Source organism: Sinobaca sp. SA16-1, from assembly GCF_059510515.1.
In genome coordinates this window covers 296,057-313,168 of the sequence record NZ_JCAKFL010000001.1, presented here as the reverse complement: position 1 = coordinate 313,168, position 17,112 = coordinate 296,057, and the positions used below count along the sequence as shown (strand labels likewise).

Here is a 17,112-nt window from a genome sequence, read left to right as displayed (position 1 = left end):
CCAGAACGGAGGATGCGGGCGGCTGTTGTTTTGTCTAATATTATACGCTGCTGGAAATAGCATGTTCGATCGTTTCTTCTTCCACCAGATACTCCTGAATGGCTTCTTCGTTCCACTCGATGCCAAGGCCGTCGCCTTCGGGCGGCACGAGGGTGCCGTGGGGCGTTACTTCTCGAGGATTGTGAATCACGAGGTCGAAGTTTTTGACGTTGGTGCCGATAAATTTCTCCAGAATCGTCACTTCTCTTGTCGCGCAGGCGAGATGAATGTGAATATCCCAGTGGTAATGCGGGGCAATCGATACGCCCTGCGCACCGGCAAGGGCTGCGATTTTCAGCCATTCCGAGACGCCCCCGCACTGGGTGGCGTCCGGCTGCACGTAATCAAGCGTACCGCGGCGCATGAATTCCTGGAACTCCCAGCGGGTGGCACCGACTTCACCGGAGGCGAGCGGAATCGACGTCTGTCGTTTCAGGCGGGCGAATCCTTCCATCATATCAATCGGAAGCGGCTCCTCAAAGAAGGCAATGTCATACTGCTCGACCTTGCGGCAGAAGCTCAGACACTCATTCACATCGAGAAACGACTGGTTGGCATCAATCATCAGCTTCACGTCCGGGCCGATGATGTTGCGGACGACTTTAACCCGCTCGGCTTCCTCGGCTGCGGACAGGCGGCCGACTTTCATTTTGATCGCTTTAAAGCCCTGTTCCATGTAGCCGCGTACTTCTGCTTCCAGCTTGGAGAACACTTCGAGTCCGTCGTAATAGTAGCCGCCTGATGCGTAGCACGGCACTTCCTCACGGTAGGCACCGAGCAGCTTGTAGAGCGGCATGCCGGCAAGCTTGGCCTGATGGTCCCAAAGCGCAATGTCAACGGCGGAGAGCGCGTGCATCAGACTGCCTCTGCGTCCGGCACGTACTGTCTGCCAGTAAAGTCTTTCCCATATTTTAGCGATATCGCGCGGATCTTCGCCGATGATCATCGGGGCCAGCAGCTCATCAACCGCTGCTTTAGCGGCTTTTCCGCTTACGTCCTGCAGGCAGAAGCCGATCCCTTCCACGCCGGCATCAGAATGGATGCGCACAAGCAGATGGTCGCGGTGCGTTAACGTTTTAATCGAAAAGCCGACCGGTCGTTCCAGTGGAATCTGTACCCATTGTGTAACTACTTTTGTAATTTTCATTTGTTCTCTCCTTTTCATGATAGCGCTGTCATTTTTAAGTAAAAAAATAAGGGTTCGGATCGGGTGCTGCTTTCGGTTCACCTCCCGGATTTAATGAAGCGGCTCGACACCTAGTTCCGCTGCCAGTTCTTTCAGCTCGGCTGCAAGGGCGGGGGGGAGCTCGACGCCTTCTGCTTTATGCTTCTGCAGTTTGTCGTATTCCAGTTCGCCGGGCAGAAGGATCCGTTCGATGCCTTCCCGGGTAGAGACGCTCTGGACTTCGGAGGCAAGCTGATCGATGCGGCTGTGAAACACGTCCATATCTTCAAACAGGTCGGGACGAAACGCCAGAAAGAAGTGGCCGTTGTTCTGCTTGACCTTAAAATCGTTGTACAAGTCGCCCATATGCGGGCCGGTGGCAGCACCGCTCAGTGCTGTAGAGAGCATTTCCACGAGAAATGCAATCCCGTAGCCTTTCGGGCCGCCGACAGGAAGCAGCAGGCCGTCAAGCGCTTCGGACGGATCGGTTGTCGGCTCGCCGTCTTTTGTGATCGCCCAGCCGAGCGGGATCGATTCACCGTTGTTTTTTGCCGCAATAATTTTGCCTTTGGCAACAGCACTGGTGGCCATGTCAAAGACGATGTTCGCGCGGTCCCGGCGGGGAACGGCGTAGGAAAACGGGTTCGTGCCGAAATACTTTTCCAGGCCGCCCCACGGAGCGACAGCGGAAGGGGAGTTCGTAAAAGCGAGGGAGATGCAGCCCTGATCAGCCGCGTAGTTCGTATAATCGGCAAGCATCCCGCAGTGGTTGGAGTTGGTCACCGCCACCATGCCGATGCCGGAGAGTTTGGCTTTCTGGACGGCCAGCTTGATGCTTTCGGACGCGATCGGAATACCGAGGCCGTTGCCGCCGTCTATTGACGCACTGACGGGCGTTTCCCGTTTGATCGTAATATCCGCTTTCGTTTCCACGATGCCTTCGAGTAAGCGCTTAATATAAATGCCGGTGCGAATCACACCGTGGGACGTTACGCCCCGCATCTGCGCGGTTACCAGATGCTGTGAGACGAGCGAAGCGGGGCCTTCTTCGACGCCGGCCGCAGTAAAGAGGCGCTGCAGAAAAGGCTGAAGCTGCTGTTCGGTGTAGCGGAGCTGAACGGTTTCCATAGCACTGGTCTCCTTTCCGTCTTTACAAATTAATGTTGTCGATCAGATCGTTTTTGTTTCGTTCAATATGGTATTCCACTACTTTTTTCAAAAGCGAAACTTTGCCGGAACGGGCCGCGGCCAGAATCTGGCGGTGCTCCATCTTGGCTTTGTCGGTGTAGCGGGTCAAAATCATCGGGCTTTTGATCGCCAGGTAGTGATTGCGGAGAATCTCCGTGTTGTGCAGCACCCGTTTCCACGGGCATTTTTCCATCAGCTTCTTATGAAACAGCTGGTTCAGGGAAGAATAATGGTCAAAGGATACCTCGGTTAACTCCATCGTTTCCATCTCCGTCAGGATCGCGTCCATTTCTTCGAAATCCGCTTCCTCCAGATAAGGAAGCGCCTTTTCCACCGCCAGGCTTTCATTCATGGAGCGCAGGGTGTAAATCTCTTCGATGTCATTAATGGAAATAGGATACACAATCGCGCCGCGCCGGGGTTCGTTTTTAACAAGGCCTTCGAACTCCAGGCGCTTTAGTGCTTCGCGGATCGGCATCCGGCTTACCTGCAGGCGTTTGGCCCAGTCTTCCTGAACGATCCGGTCCCCGCGCTGAAACTCCCCGTCCAGAATCGCTGCCCGCAGCGTTTCCGTTACCAGGTCTTCACTCGTCGGATTCGGATTTTTCGTGTTGGTACGTTCCATAGCTTCCTCTTCTTTCTATAAAAATCTGTGTAAATGGGATCCAATCTATGATTGTATAATATCATAAAAATATCCATTTAGTAAGTATATTCTTGATAAGTAAAGTATTTTTTCTGTTTTCTCTAATAAGCCTTTGGTATAATTGATGTATATTGGATCCAAAAACCAATAACGGCACGATCTGATGAAAAAAATACGTTGCCCTGCCGCCGGAATACCCATACGATAAAATAGAACCACCCCGGGCTGGTGCCGCCAGCCTGAATAACAGCCGGGAGGACAAGACAGATGAATGGGAAAAATATTATTTTTATTGCAGGACACTCCAGGCTTCCGGAAGGAATGGCCGCACAAAGTTTGTTTCAGACGCTGACGGTCACTGCGGAAATTGACAGGCAGTATGGGGTTATTCTCCAGTGCTCCTGCACGCTTGCCACCGAACACGGCAGAGAATTTATTAACCAGCTGTTCCGGGGCTACAGCTTGAAAAATGGAATAGAAGAGCCGATTAAAGCGATTCAGTACAGCTATTCCGGCAAAGCCAAAAACGCTATTATAGCGGCGTTAAAAGACTTGTATACCCAGTTTAATGAGCTGCAGAAAAGAGAAACCAGGTAACCCGGCGCGGGGCCTGGTTGACAGAAGTCGGAATATCCTATATATTATTGGTAACGCTTACCTTGATTCGGAGCAATCCTTATCAAATCGTAAGTGCACGATAAAAACCAATAATGCTGTTTAATAAGGCGTGGACTCCTCCTTTAAGGGAAGAGCCGGTCCGCCTGTTAGAGCCAGCCGTTCACATGAGCTTCTTTACGTGTGCACCGGCTGGCTTTTTGTGTGTGCTCGGAACGATCAGGCTTTGTATTACCCAATCCAAAGGAGGAATTTTATTATGAGTATTACAGAACAGAACGTCGTGGATTTTTCACAGGAAACGAAGCATTTGTCCATACAGAAGCATCCCCAGAACGACCGGATGTACCATATTGATATTAAAGAAGAAGCGCTCGATGCGTTCTTCGATAAAGTGAAACACGTGGAAGTGCAGGAGCTGGAATACGTGCCGTACATGCGTTTTATCGCTGCCAATGCGCTTCAGGAAGTGCTCGGCGAAGCATTCACGAAAACGGTGCAGTCGATTCTGATGGACCGCCGCACGGGCGGATTCACGATCGGGCTGAACGAAGAGCGCAAGAACACGGATGAGTTTGTGCTGTTTTCCACCGCGCTCACGCATTTGGTGGGCGAGTGCAACTTTGATGCGATGTCAGGAAAATACTATGCCCGCTTTACCGTGAAGCATACGGACGCAAGTGACTCGTATCTGCGCCAGGCCTACCGCCTGTTTACGATGCATACGGACGGCACGTTCGTCGGTGATCAGACCGACTGGCTCTTAATGATGAAAATGCACGAAGAAAATGCCGTCGGCGGCGAGTCCCGTCTGCTTCACCTTGACGACTGGGCGGAACTGGATCATTATGCCAATCACCCATTTGCGCAGAAGGAAATACTCTACAAGTCGCCGGCAAGCAAGAACGTGAGCGAAGAAATCAACCGCAAGACGTTCTTTCTGCATAACGGCGAGCCGTGCATCTGCTTTATTGACCAGTTTGCGAACCCGGCTTCCATTGCAGAAGCCAAATACCTGCGCGACATGTCCGCCTCCCTTGAAGCGGACAAGAGCGTGACCGAGCTGAACCTGCCGGTCGGACACCTGGTAATGGTGAACAACCTGTTCTGGCTGCACGGACGCGCAGCGTTTGAAGAAAACAAAAACCTCGACCGCGAGCTTCTCCGCCAGAGAGGAAGATTCCAGGAATAATATAACAACGCCTTTTCAGACGGACGCTTTCCGCAGGCCGAGCCTTAAGCTAAAGAGGAAAAAACAACCTCTTTATCTTCACCTGTGGCTGGTCTGCCGGAGTCGCCGCCTGTTTTTGGAAAATAATATGTCACGCAAAAAGCCGTCCTTCGGGGCGGCTTTTTGTCGTTTATACACTTGCGGCAGTTGGGACTTCCCCGGGCACCTGGTAATACCGGACGGTTTCTTTCAAGGCGCCGGCCGCGAGAGGGCGGGCGAAATAATAGCCCTGGTAAAACAGGCAGTTCAACTCTTTTAATATGTGGACCTGTTCGATCGTTTCCACTCCTTCTGCGATTACGTCGAGTCCGGTCTGTTCGGCCAGGTACACAACGGTATGAACGACGTTTAACGCGGAAGGGCTCACGGCAATGTCATCAATAAAGGATTTATCGATCTTCAGCCGGTCGAGCGGCAGGGAATGAAGCCGGCTTAAGGAAGAATAGCCGGTGCCGAAATCATCGAGGGCAAGCGTGACGCCGATCTGCTGCAGTTTCTCGAGCACGCGGCGGAGCCGGCTGCTCTCCTGCATGACCGATTCGGTGAGCTCGATTTCCAGACACGAGGCCTCTACCTGGTGAAAACGAAGAAGTGCCTCCAGCTGGTCTGTGAATGCCGGCTGTTCGAGCTGCACGAGCGACACGTTCACGGCGATCTGCTGCACCGGGGTTCCGGCCTTCTGCAGGGTTTTAAACTGGCGCAGGGTTTCATCGATCACCCACCAGCCGATCGGAATAATCGTTTCCGTTTCTTCAGCGATCGGGATAAATTCCAGCGGGGAGATCGGTCCCAGGTCGGGGTGGTTCCAGCGCAGAAGCGCCTCCGCGCTAACGATGCCGCGGTCGGTGAGGCTGACCTGCGGCTGATAGTATACCTCGAGCTCGTTCTTCTCTAATGCGAGCGGCAGATCGGCTTCCAGCTTGAAGAGCCGTTCAATATGACTCATCATCGAGGCGTCAAAGTAGGATGCGGATGTTTCCTTGATCCGCTGGGCCTGCCTTTTGGCAACATACGCATGCTGCAGCAAAGTGCCGGGGTTTGTTCCGTCCTGCGGATAAAAGCACACCCCGATCGACAGCGGGGTAAACAGCTGCAGGCCGTTGACCGAAAAGGGCTGCTTCAACTGCTGGCGGAGCTGTTCCCACAGGCCGGCGAGCGACGCATCTTCTTCCGGCAGCATCAAGACAAAATCGCAGTCGCTCCAGCGGGCGAGAAAAGCACCGTTTGGCAGGACCGCCTGCAGGCGGTTTGTCATATCCAGCAGCAGTGTCTCGGACGGCTGCTGGCCGAGTGCTTCCGCCAGACGTGGAAACGAATCAATCGATAGAAGTGATACAGAGAAAGCGGAAGCGTTGTCCGTTGTCTGCTCTTCAAGATACAGAAGAAGGGCAGCCCGGTTAGGAAGTCCGGTAAGGGGATCCGTATCTATCTGCGGTACAGCTCCTCCGGAAACCGATGCTGGAATATCCTGTCGAAGAATCACGGTATAGAAATGCTCCCGCGGCTGAAGGGAAATCAGTATATCCATGAAGCGGCCGTCCTTGTGTTGTGCCTGGAGCGGGATCAGTCTTTCTTCCGTGCAGTCTGCCAGAGTCTTTGGAATACGGCGGCGATCCCCGGATGCAAGAAACGTAGCTTTGTTGTGGAGCATGTCTTCTTTAGGATAGCCAAGCAGTTCTTCGGCAGCCCGGTTCCACATTAAAATCGTGCCGTTCCGATTAAGTACAGCCGCCGCATCCGAGGTCCAGTCTATCGACTGCTCATACATATCGTGAAACGCAAACAGCCATTTTCTGTGACGCTCCTGAAACCATTCCCGGCTGAGCAGCATGGTCAAGCTGATTAATACAGCGATCAGCGTCAGGATACATACGAGAAACAGCCACGGATGTTCGGTCAGCTGCCCGAACAATGCAGAATAAATCCATTCACCTGTCATACACTTCGCCCCATACTCTCTACGTCCATTAACGTCTTTTTCGTTATATCGGCAGAAACATAAGCGACTTTCACCAGTATTGACATATTATTTCCTTTTGTTATAAAAAAGGGAAATGCCGCACGTTCCGGTACTAGTTTCTTCCATTATATAGCGTTCTATTTTAGAAAGCGCTCTCTTGATCAAGGCACTTCTCATCCGGTATAGTACAGGAAGAATAGGGGAGGGAGTCCATGAAACGAACGATAGAACGTACGCTTATTATTATAGCAATGATCCTGCACGGACTCGCGGTATTTTCCGCCGGCTTTCAGTGGATGCTGACAGAAGTGGAGGCAGACCTTCCGGGCAGCATGGCATTTGGCCCGCAGATGGGGGTAACCCTTGCCGCCAACATCGCAGCCCTGCTGCTCGCGGTAATGGTGCTCACTATGATCGGTACCAATGCGAAAAAAGCCGGGTACTGGCTGATTGGCATGGGAATCGGACTGCTGCTCGTGACATTAGGCGCGTCCATTCTGCCATCCGTGCTGTATCTAGCAGCTGGAGGGATGTGTCTCAAGCGCCGTCCCCACGCTTAACGCCTGCGTCATTCGGGTACTAGTACAAAAACAGGAAAAAAGGGGATTACACTTTATGCAGACAATGGAAACGACCGATGTACAGAAGATTCTCGATACCCAGCAGGCCTACTTTCATACAGGCGAAACGAAAAGCACGGCCTTCCGGCTGCGCCAGCTGGACATGTTGGAACAGGCGATTAAAGCATACGAAGACCAGATTATTGAAGCGATGAAAGCGGATCTCGGCAAGCCTGCCTTTGAAGCGTACCTCACCGAAATCGGCGTGCTGCTGATGAGTCTAAAAGACATGAAGAAAAAAATGCCTAAATGGGCGGAGCCGAAAAAAGTGAAGGGAACGATTGTGCAGACCGGTTCGAAAAGCATGATCTATCCGGAGCCGTATGGCACCGTTCTTGTGATCGGCCCGTTTAACTACCCGTTTCAGCTGCTGATCGAGCCGCTTCTCGGGGTAATGGCGTCCGGTAACACCGCCGTCCTGAAACCATCCGAGTTTACGCCGCATGTTGCCGCAGTCGTCCGGAAAATGATTGCTGAATACTTTGATCCGGCCTACATTACCGTCGTCGAAGGGGAAAAAGAAACAACGTCGGCGCTGATTCACGCACCGTTTGACTATATATTCTTTACCGGCAGCACCCCGGTCGGCAAAATTGTGATGCAGGCGGCTGCGAAGAACCTGACGCCGGTCACGCTCGAGCTTGGCGGTAAGAGCCCGGCGATTATTGATGAAGACGCCGATCTCGATAAAGCAGCAGAAAAGATTATCTGGGGCAAATGCATGAACAACGGCCAGACGTGTATTGCGCCGGACTATATTCTTGTCGCCGAAGACCTGCAGACCGCACTCGTCGCCCGATTGAAAGCGAAGATCCGTGACTTCTACGGCGAGAACCCGCAGGCAAGCCCGGACCTTGGCCGTGTGGTAAACGACAAGCACTGGCAGCGCCTCGAGAAGCTGCTTGATCCGGAAAAGGTCGTATCCGGCGGACGCAGCGACCAGGCCGATCTGTATATCGAGCCGACGCTCATGACCGGCGTCACAATGGAAGACGCGGTCATGCAGGAGGAAGTGTTCGGACCGATTCTGCCGATTCTTACCTACAGCAATCTGCACGAAGCAGTTAATATTGTCCGTTCCTTCGATAAGCCGCTTGCGCTGTATCTGTTTACGAACAACCCGACCGTGGAGGAGCATATTCTTACTACGCTTTCCTTCGGCGGCGGCAGCGTAAACGACACGATTCTGCATCTGACCAACCCGAACCTGCCGTTCGGCGGCGTTGGCAATTCCGGCATCGGCTCCTACCACGGCAGGGCGAGCTTTGACACGTTCACCCACTACAAGAGCATTCTGAAAAACAAAAGCCCGTTTTCCCCATCGGTCATGTATCCACCTTTTAAAGAAAGCCGGCTGAACGCCGTACGAAAATGGTTTTCTAAATAACAATCCGGCCGCCTTTTCTGAAAGGCGGTTTTTCTTATTCGGAAATCCTATAACTGCAGGGTATTTAGGGGTGTGTTGCTGAATGCTTTATTAAATTTTGTGAAAAAAAAGAAGGTACTAAGTATTGGTTCACTCGAAATGAAAAGCATGTACTAGTACAAGCGGCACTTTAAAATAGGTAAAAAGTATACTATAGTGAATATCAGGCATTTTTGATACCTATTAAAAAAACACATAGATATAAAGCAAAAACGCACGCGATTATCATGACATAGTACATCTCCACCAATTTAGAGGGGGGTCATACACATGATTGATATTCACACGCACGTATTGGCCGGGCTGGATAACGGACCGGAAACGATCGAAGAAAGTGTTGCACTGATTCAGCAGGCCGAAGCCTCGGGTATTCATACGATAGTAGCGACCCCTCATCACAATGATGGAAGAAGCTATCACACCGGGGCTGCCATTCAGCAGCAGGTTAAAGAGCTGAACGTACGCCTGAATCAGGAGAATATCCGCGTAGACGTCAGGGCCGGACATGAGATCCGTCTGAACGGAGACATTATGGCGGAACTGACGGAAAGCCGCGCTATTCCTTTATGCGATAGCCGCTATGTGCTTTTGGAATTCCCGGAGCATGCCGTGCCGCTTCTGAGCAAAAATGTCTTCTATGACCTGCAGGTAAAAGGCTACCGGCCGATTATTGCCAATCCCGATAAAGTAATGGAGTTTATTAAAGAACCGGACCAGCTGTATACGCTCGCCACCAACGGTGCGTTAATTCAGCTGAACGCAGGCGCTGTAATCGGCGAGTACGGCGGAGACCTGCAGCAGTTCTGCTTTAGCTTACTGGAAGCGAACCTGGCGCATTTTATCGCGACGAGCGCGAGCGACGTGGAAAACAATCCATTTGTACTCAAAGAAGCATACGAGCTGATCGAAGAAGAATTCGGCCGCAGCGCCGTCGACACCTTCAAAAACAATGCCATCGCCGTGATCGAAAACGAAACGGTGCTGGTCGATAAGCCCGAACATATCAGCCGCAGGAAGCGCAAAAGACGCTTCGGCCTGATTTAATACACCAGGCAGCCTGGACAGGAGAACAATTGGTTCTGTACCTGTCCGGGTTGTCTCTACGTAAAAAAACAGCCGCCCATTTTCAGATACGCCCTTGAATAAAGAGAACGAAAGTGGGACAATAGCTTGGTGTTTGGATACAATTACAGGAAAATGCTGGCAGAATATCAAGAAATTAAACAATAAGCATACATACATTCACCAAGGAGTGGAATATCCCGATGTACGTTAAAATAAAAAGGCTGATCGATGTCAGCCTCTCTTTTTGTGCGCTGGTCGTACTATGGCCGTATATAGTGCTGCTTGCCATAATGATTAAGAAAGATTCAAAAGGACCTGTGTTTTTTAAACAAAAGCGGGTCGGCCTTCATAAAGAGCACTTCTACATACTAAAATTTAGAACGATGCGTTCAGATACCCCTAAAGACATGCCAACCCATATGCTCCAGGACCCGGAAGCGTTTATTACGAAGAGCGGAAAGTTTCTCCGTAAAACAAGCCTGGATGAACTTCCACAGATTATTAACATTTTAAAAGGCGACATGAGCATTATCGGTCCGCGCCCTGCGCTCTGGAATCAATATGACCTGATTGAAGAACGCGACAAATACGGAGCAAACGATGTACCCCCTGGTCTTACCGGTTGGGCGCAGATTAACGGACGCGACGAGCTGCCAATTGATGTGAAAGCCGGCCTGGACGGCGAATACGTAAAGAAAATGGGCCCATTAATGGATATCCGCTGTTTCCTGGGCACGATCAACAGCGTATTAAAAAGCGACGGCGTTGTCGAAGGCAAGGCTAAAGATGACGCAGGCAAGGAGAGCACACCGAAATGAAGAACATTCTTATCACAGGCTCAAACAGTTATATAGGGAACAGCCTGACCGAGTGGCTGAGTAACTATCCTGATGAATACAACATAGAATCGACAAGTATACGAGGTGAAGGGTGGAAAGATCAAGACTTTTCCAAGTATGATGTTGTTTTCCACGCAGCCGGTATTGCGCACCAAAAGGAAACGGATAGAAATGCAGGAGCCTATTATCTTGTGAACCGCGACATGGCTTATAACGTTGCAAAAAAAGCAAAAGCAGAGAACGTAGAACAGTTCATCTTCTTAAGCTCTATGAGTATATATGGCATGGACACAGGGGTAATTGATGAAAATACAAAACCCAATCCAAAAAGCCACTACGGGAAATCAAAGCTGGAAGCAGAGCAGTTGATCCAGCCTTTAGAAGATGAACACTTCAAAATAGCTGTTATACGGCCGCCGATGATTTACGGTAAAGGATGCAAAGGGAATTATCAAAGCTTATCAAAATTAGCAAAAATTACTCCGATTTTTCCAAAAATAGAAAATCAAAGAAGTATGCTTTATATAGATAATTTAAGTGAATTTACAAAACTGCTTATTGATAATCAAGAAGCCGGAATGTTTCATCCGCAGAATGAAGAGTATGTTTGTACTACTGACATGGTAGTGAAAATCTCTAAAGTACAAAACAAAAATATTATAACAGCTCCTTCCTTAAAAAAATTTAAAAATACTAACGTCTTTAACATTAGAAAAATTCAAAAGATATTTGGAGATTTAGTCTATTCTAAAGAAATATCTAACAATAATGTAATTAAAAACTATGAAGTAGCATCATTTGAGAACTCTATATTCCAAACAGAAAAAGGTATTAGTAGCGAAGATAAAAATATATGGTTTTTTCATCATTATGCGACACCTCCAAATATCAATGGTTTCACGAGACCTTATAATTTTGCTAAGAATATGAAAAAAGACGGCTTGAAAGCAACAATTTTTTCAGCCTCTTATCTGCATTTCTCAGATCAAAACTTGATTGAAGATAAAACAAAGTATATTACCCAATATTATGACAATATACCTTTTGTTTTTGTGAATACACCCTCTTCTTCTAAAAACTCACTTGCAAGAGTAAAAAATATGGCAGTCTATTATAGGAATTTGTTTAGTGTTGCAAGAAAATATAGTAAATTAAATCAAAAGCCTGATGTGATTATAGCTTCCTCACCACATCCACTTGCTATGATAGCGGGAATTCAAATAGCAAGAAAGTATAAAGTACCTTGTATATGTGAGGTTAGAGATTTATGGCCGGAAGCAATATTTTCCTTCGGTAAGATAAAAGAGAATAGTATAATTGGTCAATTATTAACAAAAGGAGAGCATTGGATATATAAAAATGCTGATGCTTTAATATTTTTAAAAGAAGGGGATACTGATTACATAAAAGAACAAAAATGGACAATTGAACAAGGTGGGGACATTGATTTAAGTAAGTGTTACTACATAAATAACGGAGTTGATCTTCCAGCCTTTAATAAGCAAATTGTAGATTACACTATAGATGATCCAGAATTAAAAAGTTCTGATTTTAAGATCATTTATGCAGGTGCTATTAGACCTGTGAACAACGTCGGTAACCTATTAGATGCTGCCAAATTAGTTAAAGGATTCACTAATATAAAATTTTTAATTTATGGAGACGGCAATCAGCTAGAGAGTTTACAAAAAAGAGTTAAAGATGAAGAAATAAGTAATGTTAGCTTAAAAGGCTATGTAGATAAAAAAAATATACCCTTTATATTAAGCTGCTCGAATGTAAATATATTGAACTATGCTCAAGATAAATATAATTGGTCTAGAGGTAATAGTTCTAACAAGTTGTTTGAATATATGGCGTCAGGAAGACCAATTATCTCTACAGTAAAAATGGGGTATTCCCCTATTGAAAATTATAAATGTGGTCTTTCATTAGAGGAAGATACTCCAGAAGCTTTAGCAGAGACTATTTCAGAAATGTACAATATGTCTAAAGCAGATTATGAAACAATGAGTAATAATGCTAAAGCAGGTGTTGCAGATTTTGAATATAGTAAACTCACAAAAAAATTAATAAATATAGTAGAGAGGTTAACAAAATGATAAAAACAATAAAGCCTTTGTTAACTGAATATGGTATCAAGTGGACTTTTAATAGAGGATTATATTCTGGTAAATTAAAAATGATGAGAACTATTCCAAGTACTGAACGCTTCTTCGAAAAAGAAGTAAATGTAAAGAGAAACAACATTTTTGACTTTGATAATAAATCCATTCGTGAGTTTCTAGCAGCACTACCAGAGCAAAAACAAAACGAATTATTAACTTCTGCTGACAATGCTTTGATAGGAATAATTAATTCCTTTTCTTCAATGAATTTAAATTATGGAAACCCTATAGATTGGCATTATAATCCACTTACTAATTTTAATTTCCCTAAAGACGTTAAATGGTATAACATACCGGATTTTGATAATGAAAAAGGAGATATAAAAGTAGTATGGGAAGCTTCACGTTTAACTCACTTTTTCTTGTTTGCTAGAGCATTTCTTCTTACAGATAATATCAAGTATTATGAAGCTTTTTCAAAACAACTTGAAGAATGGTTGAATGATAACGAATATTCTTATGGAGCCAACTTTAAATGTGGGCAAGAATGCACTTTAAGAATGATTAATGTGCTTATGACATATAACGTATTTAAAGCACAAGGTGTTACTACAAAGCAGGATGATAAAAATGTTAATAAAATGATTGAAGTTTGTTATAAGAAAGTATTAGCTAACTTTTTTTATGCTCACAAATGTATACAGAACAACCATACATTTAGTGAAATTAGTGGTTTGATTATAGGAGCATGGTGTTGTGAAGATAAGGAACAACTAAAAAAATCTTATGAACTATTTAATAACGAAATCAAAAAGCAGTTTTTACCTGATGGAGGCTTTACCCAATATTCTTTCAACTATCAGCGTTTTACTTTTCAAATTATAGAATGTGTTTACAAGATCGAAAATAAAACTAACTTAAGAATAACCGAAGAAGACAGAATAAAGAAAAGTATACTTCTGATGTATCAGGTGCAATCACCTAATGGAGATGTACCAAACTATGGATCAAACGATGGGGCACTAATATTTCCCGTAACTGTATGTGGATATAGAGATTTTCGCCCAGTATTAAATACCTTGTACTCGATCATAGAAGGTAAGAAATTGTATGAATCTGGGGCTTATGATGAAGAAATATTATGGTTTTCAAATAAGGCTCAAACTTCTATTGAAAAAATTGAAAAAACTTCATCTATATATAAAAAAATTGGATATTATACATTTCGTAATGGTAATAGCATTCTTATGACTACGCTGCAGGATTATAAATCAAGACCCGCTCATATGGATCAACTGCATTTAGATCTTTGGATTGGGGAAATAAACGTATTCTGTGATAGCGGAACATATTCATATGCTAGTGAGACTGGTAAAAAACTAACTCTGACTTCCGGCCATAACACATTGAAAGTTAATGATAAAGAACAAATGAATAAGCGTGGAGCCTTTTTAGTTACCGACTGGACTATTAGAAGAAGAGTCAAATACAATAAATGCATATTTAGAGGAACTATGAAGTCAAAAAATAATTACACTCATACGAGAGAAATTAAAAATTTAGATCATGGTTTTGAATTAAACGATACTGTTATTTCAAAAAAGGACACATATACAATTAATTTTCATACTCCTTGTGAAGTTAAGGTAGAAGGAGAAAAAATTAAGCTTATAAATAATGGCAAGATAATTTGTGAAATGAGTACCTTAGGTAAAGTTCAAGTGAAAAAAACTTATCGAAGTCTCTTTTATTTAAAAAAAGAAGAAATAAATTGTGTATCGATTTTGTTTAATAAAAGCAAGAAAAAAAGTACTGAAAAAATTCAAATTATCACAGCAATTTAACTATAAAGGCGGTATTAACTTGATAAACATAGTAGGACTTGGATATATAGGTTTACCTACGGCTTTAATGTTTGCTAAACACGGAGTAGAAGTAGTTGGTACTGATTACAACAAAGAAATAGTAGATTCGTTAAATGAAGGTAACTTAACTTTTGAAGAAAAAGGATTGGAAGAACTTTTTGAAAGTGCGCAAAAGAATAATATAAAGTTTTCTACTGAATATATTAGTTCAGACACTTATATACTTGCAGTGCCAACTCCATATATAGAAGAGAGCAAAAAGTTAGATCCTAAATATATTATTTCTGCAGTCAATAGTGTGCTGGAAGTTTGCAAAAAAAGTGCTGTAATTATAATAGAGTCTACTGTTTCTCCTGGAACAATTGACAAATTTATTAGACCGGTAATTGCTCAAAAAGGTTATATTACCGGTGAAGATATTCATATAATGCATGCTCCGGAACGCATAATTCCTGGAAATATGGTTCATGAATTGCAACATAATTCTAGAACTATTGGAACAGACAATCCTGAAGTAGGAAAAAAAGTTAAAGAACTTTATTCGAGTTTTTGTAAAGAAGAAATAATCGTGACGGACATACGTTCAGCTGAGATGTCAAAAGTGGTTGAAAATACATACCGGGATATTAATATAGCATTTGCCAATGAACTTGCAAAAATTTGTCGTAAAGATAAGATGGATGTGTATGAAATCACTAGAATTGCTAACAAACATCCAAGAGTGAACATATTGCAGCCAGGGCCTGGAGTAGGTGGGCATTGTATTTCAGTAGATCCATGGTTTTTAGTAGGGGATTATCCAGATTTGACCAACTTGATTTTAACAGCAAGAAAGACTAACGATTCTATGCCAAGTCATGTTCTAAGTAGAATTAGAGATATTATGAGAGAACACAATATTAAAGATATATCCAAAGTTGGTTTATATGGGCTAGCTTATAAAGAAAATGTTGATGATACAAGAGAAAGTCCTACTCTACAACTTTTAGATAGAATGGATGAACACCTTGCATTTGGAGTTAAGGTTTTCGATCCTTATGTTAAAAAAAGGATAGTTGACCATCAATTTATGAATTTTGAGGATTTTATAAATGAAGTTGAAATTGTAGTTGTTATGGTAGGACACGCCCATTTAATAGAAAATATGCAACTTTTAAATAATAAGTTGATATTGGATACAAAAAATGTTTGTGGTTCTAAAAACATTTATAAGCTTTAGTATAAGGAGGTAAAAAATGAAGGAAAAAATATTAGTGATTTTTGGTACTAGGCCAGAAGCTATAAAAATGTGTCCGTTAGTAAACGAACTCAAATCAAGAAGTACTATTGAAACAGTAGTTTGTGTAACTGGCCAACATCGTGAAATGCTTGATCAAGTTCTAAGAGCATTTAAGGTAGTCCCAGACTATGATCTGTCAATCATGCAAGAAAAACAAACTCTATTTGATGTTACCATTAATATTTTAGATAAAATGAAGGCAATTCTGGAAGAAGTTAATCCAAGCTTAGTTTTAGTTCATGGAGATACTTCCACCACTTTCGTTACTTCTTTATCGTGCTTTTATCTTAAAATTCCTGTGGGACATGTAGAAGCGGGATTAAGAACATATGATATTGATTCGCCTTACCCTGAAGAATTTAATAGACAAGCTGTAGGGGCCTTAGCAAAAATTAATTTTGCCCCAACAGAACAAGCTAAACAAAACTTAATTAGAGAGGGTAAGAAAGCTGAAACAATATTTGTAACTGGCAATACAGCCATAGATGCTTTAAGAACTACTGTTAAAGAAAAATATGAACACTCTTATTTAAAATGGAGTTCTGATAGCAAACTAATTATGATAACTGCTCATAGAAGAGAAAATATTGGTGAACCTATGAGAAACATGTTTAAAGCAATTAAAAGAATAGTAAATGAACATGAAGATATTAAAGTAATTTACCCCGTTCATATGAATCCAATAGTTAGAGAGGCAGTCAAGGAAATTTTAGGGGATTGTGAAAGAATAAAAATAATAGAGCCTTTGGAAGTCCTTGATTTTCATAATTTTCTTTCGAGAGCATATTTAATTTTAACAGATAGTGGAGGTATACAAGAAGAAGCTCCTAGTTTAGGGAAGCCTGTATTGGTTATGAGAGATACTACTGAGAGACCTGAAGGAGTGAAGGCAGGTACCTTAAAGTTAGTTGGCACACAGGAGAACTCTATCTATAACAATTTTAAACTTTTATTAAATAATAAGAAAGAATATATAAAGATGAGCCAAGCTAGTAATCCTTATGGAGATGGATTTGCTTGCAAAAAAATTGTAGACGTTTTGGATAATAAATAGATTAATAACATG

The 17,112-nt window shown here is 44.2% G+C and carries 14 protein-coding genes; 10 read left to right on the top strand and 4 right to left on the bottom strand.

Annotated features, from left to right (window positions below; genetic code table 11):
• Window positions 1-40 precede the first annotated feature (40 nt).
• The 3 genes from AC5W2J_RS01450 to AC5W2J_RS01440 form a co-directional block, all read right to left on the bottom strand.
• Window positions 41-1,186 carry a mandelate racemase/muconate lactonizing enzyme family protein gene (locus AC5W2J_RS01450; protein WP_496057703.1) on the bottom strand — a complete coding sequence of 382 codons (1,146 nt, stop codon included), beginning with the start codon at window positions 1,184-1,186 and terminating at the stop codon, window positions 41-43.
• Between the two features lie 90 nt (window positions 1,187-1,276).
• On the bottom strand, window positions 1,277-2,332 hold the full coding sequence (locus tag AC5W2J_RS01445; RefSeq protein ID WP_496057702.1) for an Ldh family oxidoreductase: 1,056 nt from the start codon (window positions 2,330-2,332) through the stop codon (window positions 1,277-1,279).
• 22 nt (window positions 2,333-2,354) lie between these two features.
• Window positions 2,355-3,017: a GntR family transcriptional regulator gene (locus tag AC5W2J_RS01440; RefSeq protein ID WP_496057701.1), complete on the bottom strand. Its 663-nt coding sequence runs from the start codon at window positions 3,015-3,017 to the stop codon at window positions 2,355-2,357.
• Between the two features lie 288 nt (window positions 3,018-3,305).
• On the opposite strand from AC5W2J_RS01440, the gene AC5W2J_RS01435 reads away from it, so the two are divergent.
• Window positions 3,306-3,635, top strand: coding sequence for a DUF3870 domain-containing protein (locus AC5W2J_RS01435; protein ID WP_496057700.1), 330 nt, complete (start codon window positions 3,306-3,308; stop codon window positions 3,633-3,635).
• Window positions 3,636-3,909: 274 nt separating this feature from the next.
• The gene (glaH, locus tag AC5W2J_RS01430) at window positions 3,910-4,845 is read left to right on the top strand and encodes a glutarate dioxygenase GlaH (RefSeq protein ID WP_496058212.1); all 936 of its coding nucleotides are present in this window, start codon (window positions 3,910-3,912) and stop codon (window positions 4,843-4,845) included.
• A 169-nt stretch (window positions 4,846-5,014) separates the two neighbouring features.
• On the opposite strand, the gene AC5W2J_RS01425 is transcribed toward glaH, so the two are convergent.
• Window positions 5,015-6,823 (bottom strand): putative bifunctional diguanylate cyclase/phosphodiesterase, encoded by a 1,809-nt coding sequence (locus tag AC5W2J_RS01425; protein ID WP_496057699.1) that lies wholly within the window; start codon window positions 6,821-6,823, stop codon window positions 5,015-5,017.
• A 233-nt stretch (window positions 6,824-7,056) separates the two neighbouring features.
• Between AC5W2J_RS01425 and AC5W2J_RS01420 the strand changes: the two genes are divergently transcribed.
• The 8 genes from AC5W2J_RS01420 to wecB all read left to right on the top strand — a co-directional run bounded on the left by AC5W2J_RS01420 (window position 7,057) and on the right by wecB (window position 17,100).
• Entirely contained in the window at window positions 7,057-7,404 is a 348-nt protein-coding gene (locus AC5W2J_RS01420; protein ID WP_496057698.1) for a hypothetical protein, read from the top strand.
• A gap of 55 nt (window positions 7,405-7,459) precedes the next feature.
• Entirely contained in the window at window positions 7,460-8,851 is a 1,392-nt protein-coding gene (locus tag AC5W2J_RS01415; protein WP_496057697.1) for an aldehyde dehydrogenase, read from the top strand.
• Between the two features lie 309 nt (window positions 8,852-9,160).
• Window positions 9,161-9,934 (top strand): tyrosine-protein phosphatase, encoded by a 774-nt coding sequence (locus AC5W2J_RS01410; RefSeq protein ID WP_496057696.1) that lies wholly within the window; start codon window positions 9,161-9,163, stop codon window positions 9,932-9,934.
• Between the two features lie 221 nt (window positions 9,935-10,155).
• Window positions 10,156-10,773 (top strand): sugar transferase, encoded by a 618-nt coding sequence (locus tag AC5W2J_RS01405; protein ID WP_496057695.1) that lies wholly within the window; start codon window positions 10,156-10,158, stop codon window positions 10,771-10,773.
• Window positions 10,770-12,896, top strand: a complete 2,127-nt coding sequence (locus AC5W2J_RS01400; RefSeq protein ID WP_496057694.1) for an NAD-dependent epimerase/dehydratase family protein — start codon at window positions 10,770-10,772, stop codon at window positions 12,894-12,896. Before AC5W2J_RS01405 ends, AC5W2J_RS01400 begins: the two co-directional genes overlap by 4 nt.
• Complete coding sequence (locus tag AC5W2J_RS01395) at window positions 12,893-14,746, top strand: heparinase II/III domain-containing protein (protein WP_496057693.1); 1,854 nt, start codon at window positions 12,893-12,895, stop codon at window positions 14,744-14,746. Before AC5W2J_RS01400 ends, AC5W2J_RS01395 begins: the two co-directional genes overlap by 4 nt.
• A gap of 19 nt (window positions 14,747-14,765) precedes the next feature.
• On the top strand, window positions 14,766-15,986 hold the full coding sequence (locus tag AC5W2J_RS01390) for a nucleotide sugar dehydrogenase (RefSeq protein ID WP_496057692.1): 1,221 nt from the start codon (window positions 14,766-14,768) through the stop codon (window positions 15,984-15,986).
• 16 nt (window positions 15,987-16,002) lie between these two features.
• Window positions 16,003-17,100 (top strand): non-hydrolyzing UDP-N-acetylglucosamine 2-epimerase, encoded by a 1,098-nt coding sequence (gene wecB / locus AC5W2J_RS01385; protein WP_496057691.1) that lies wholly within the window; start codon window positions 16,003-16,005, stop codon window positions 17,098-17,100.
• Window positions 17,101-17,112 lie beyond the last annotated feature (12 nt).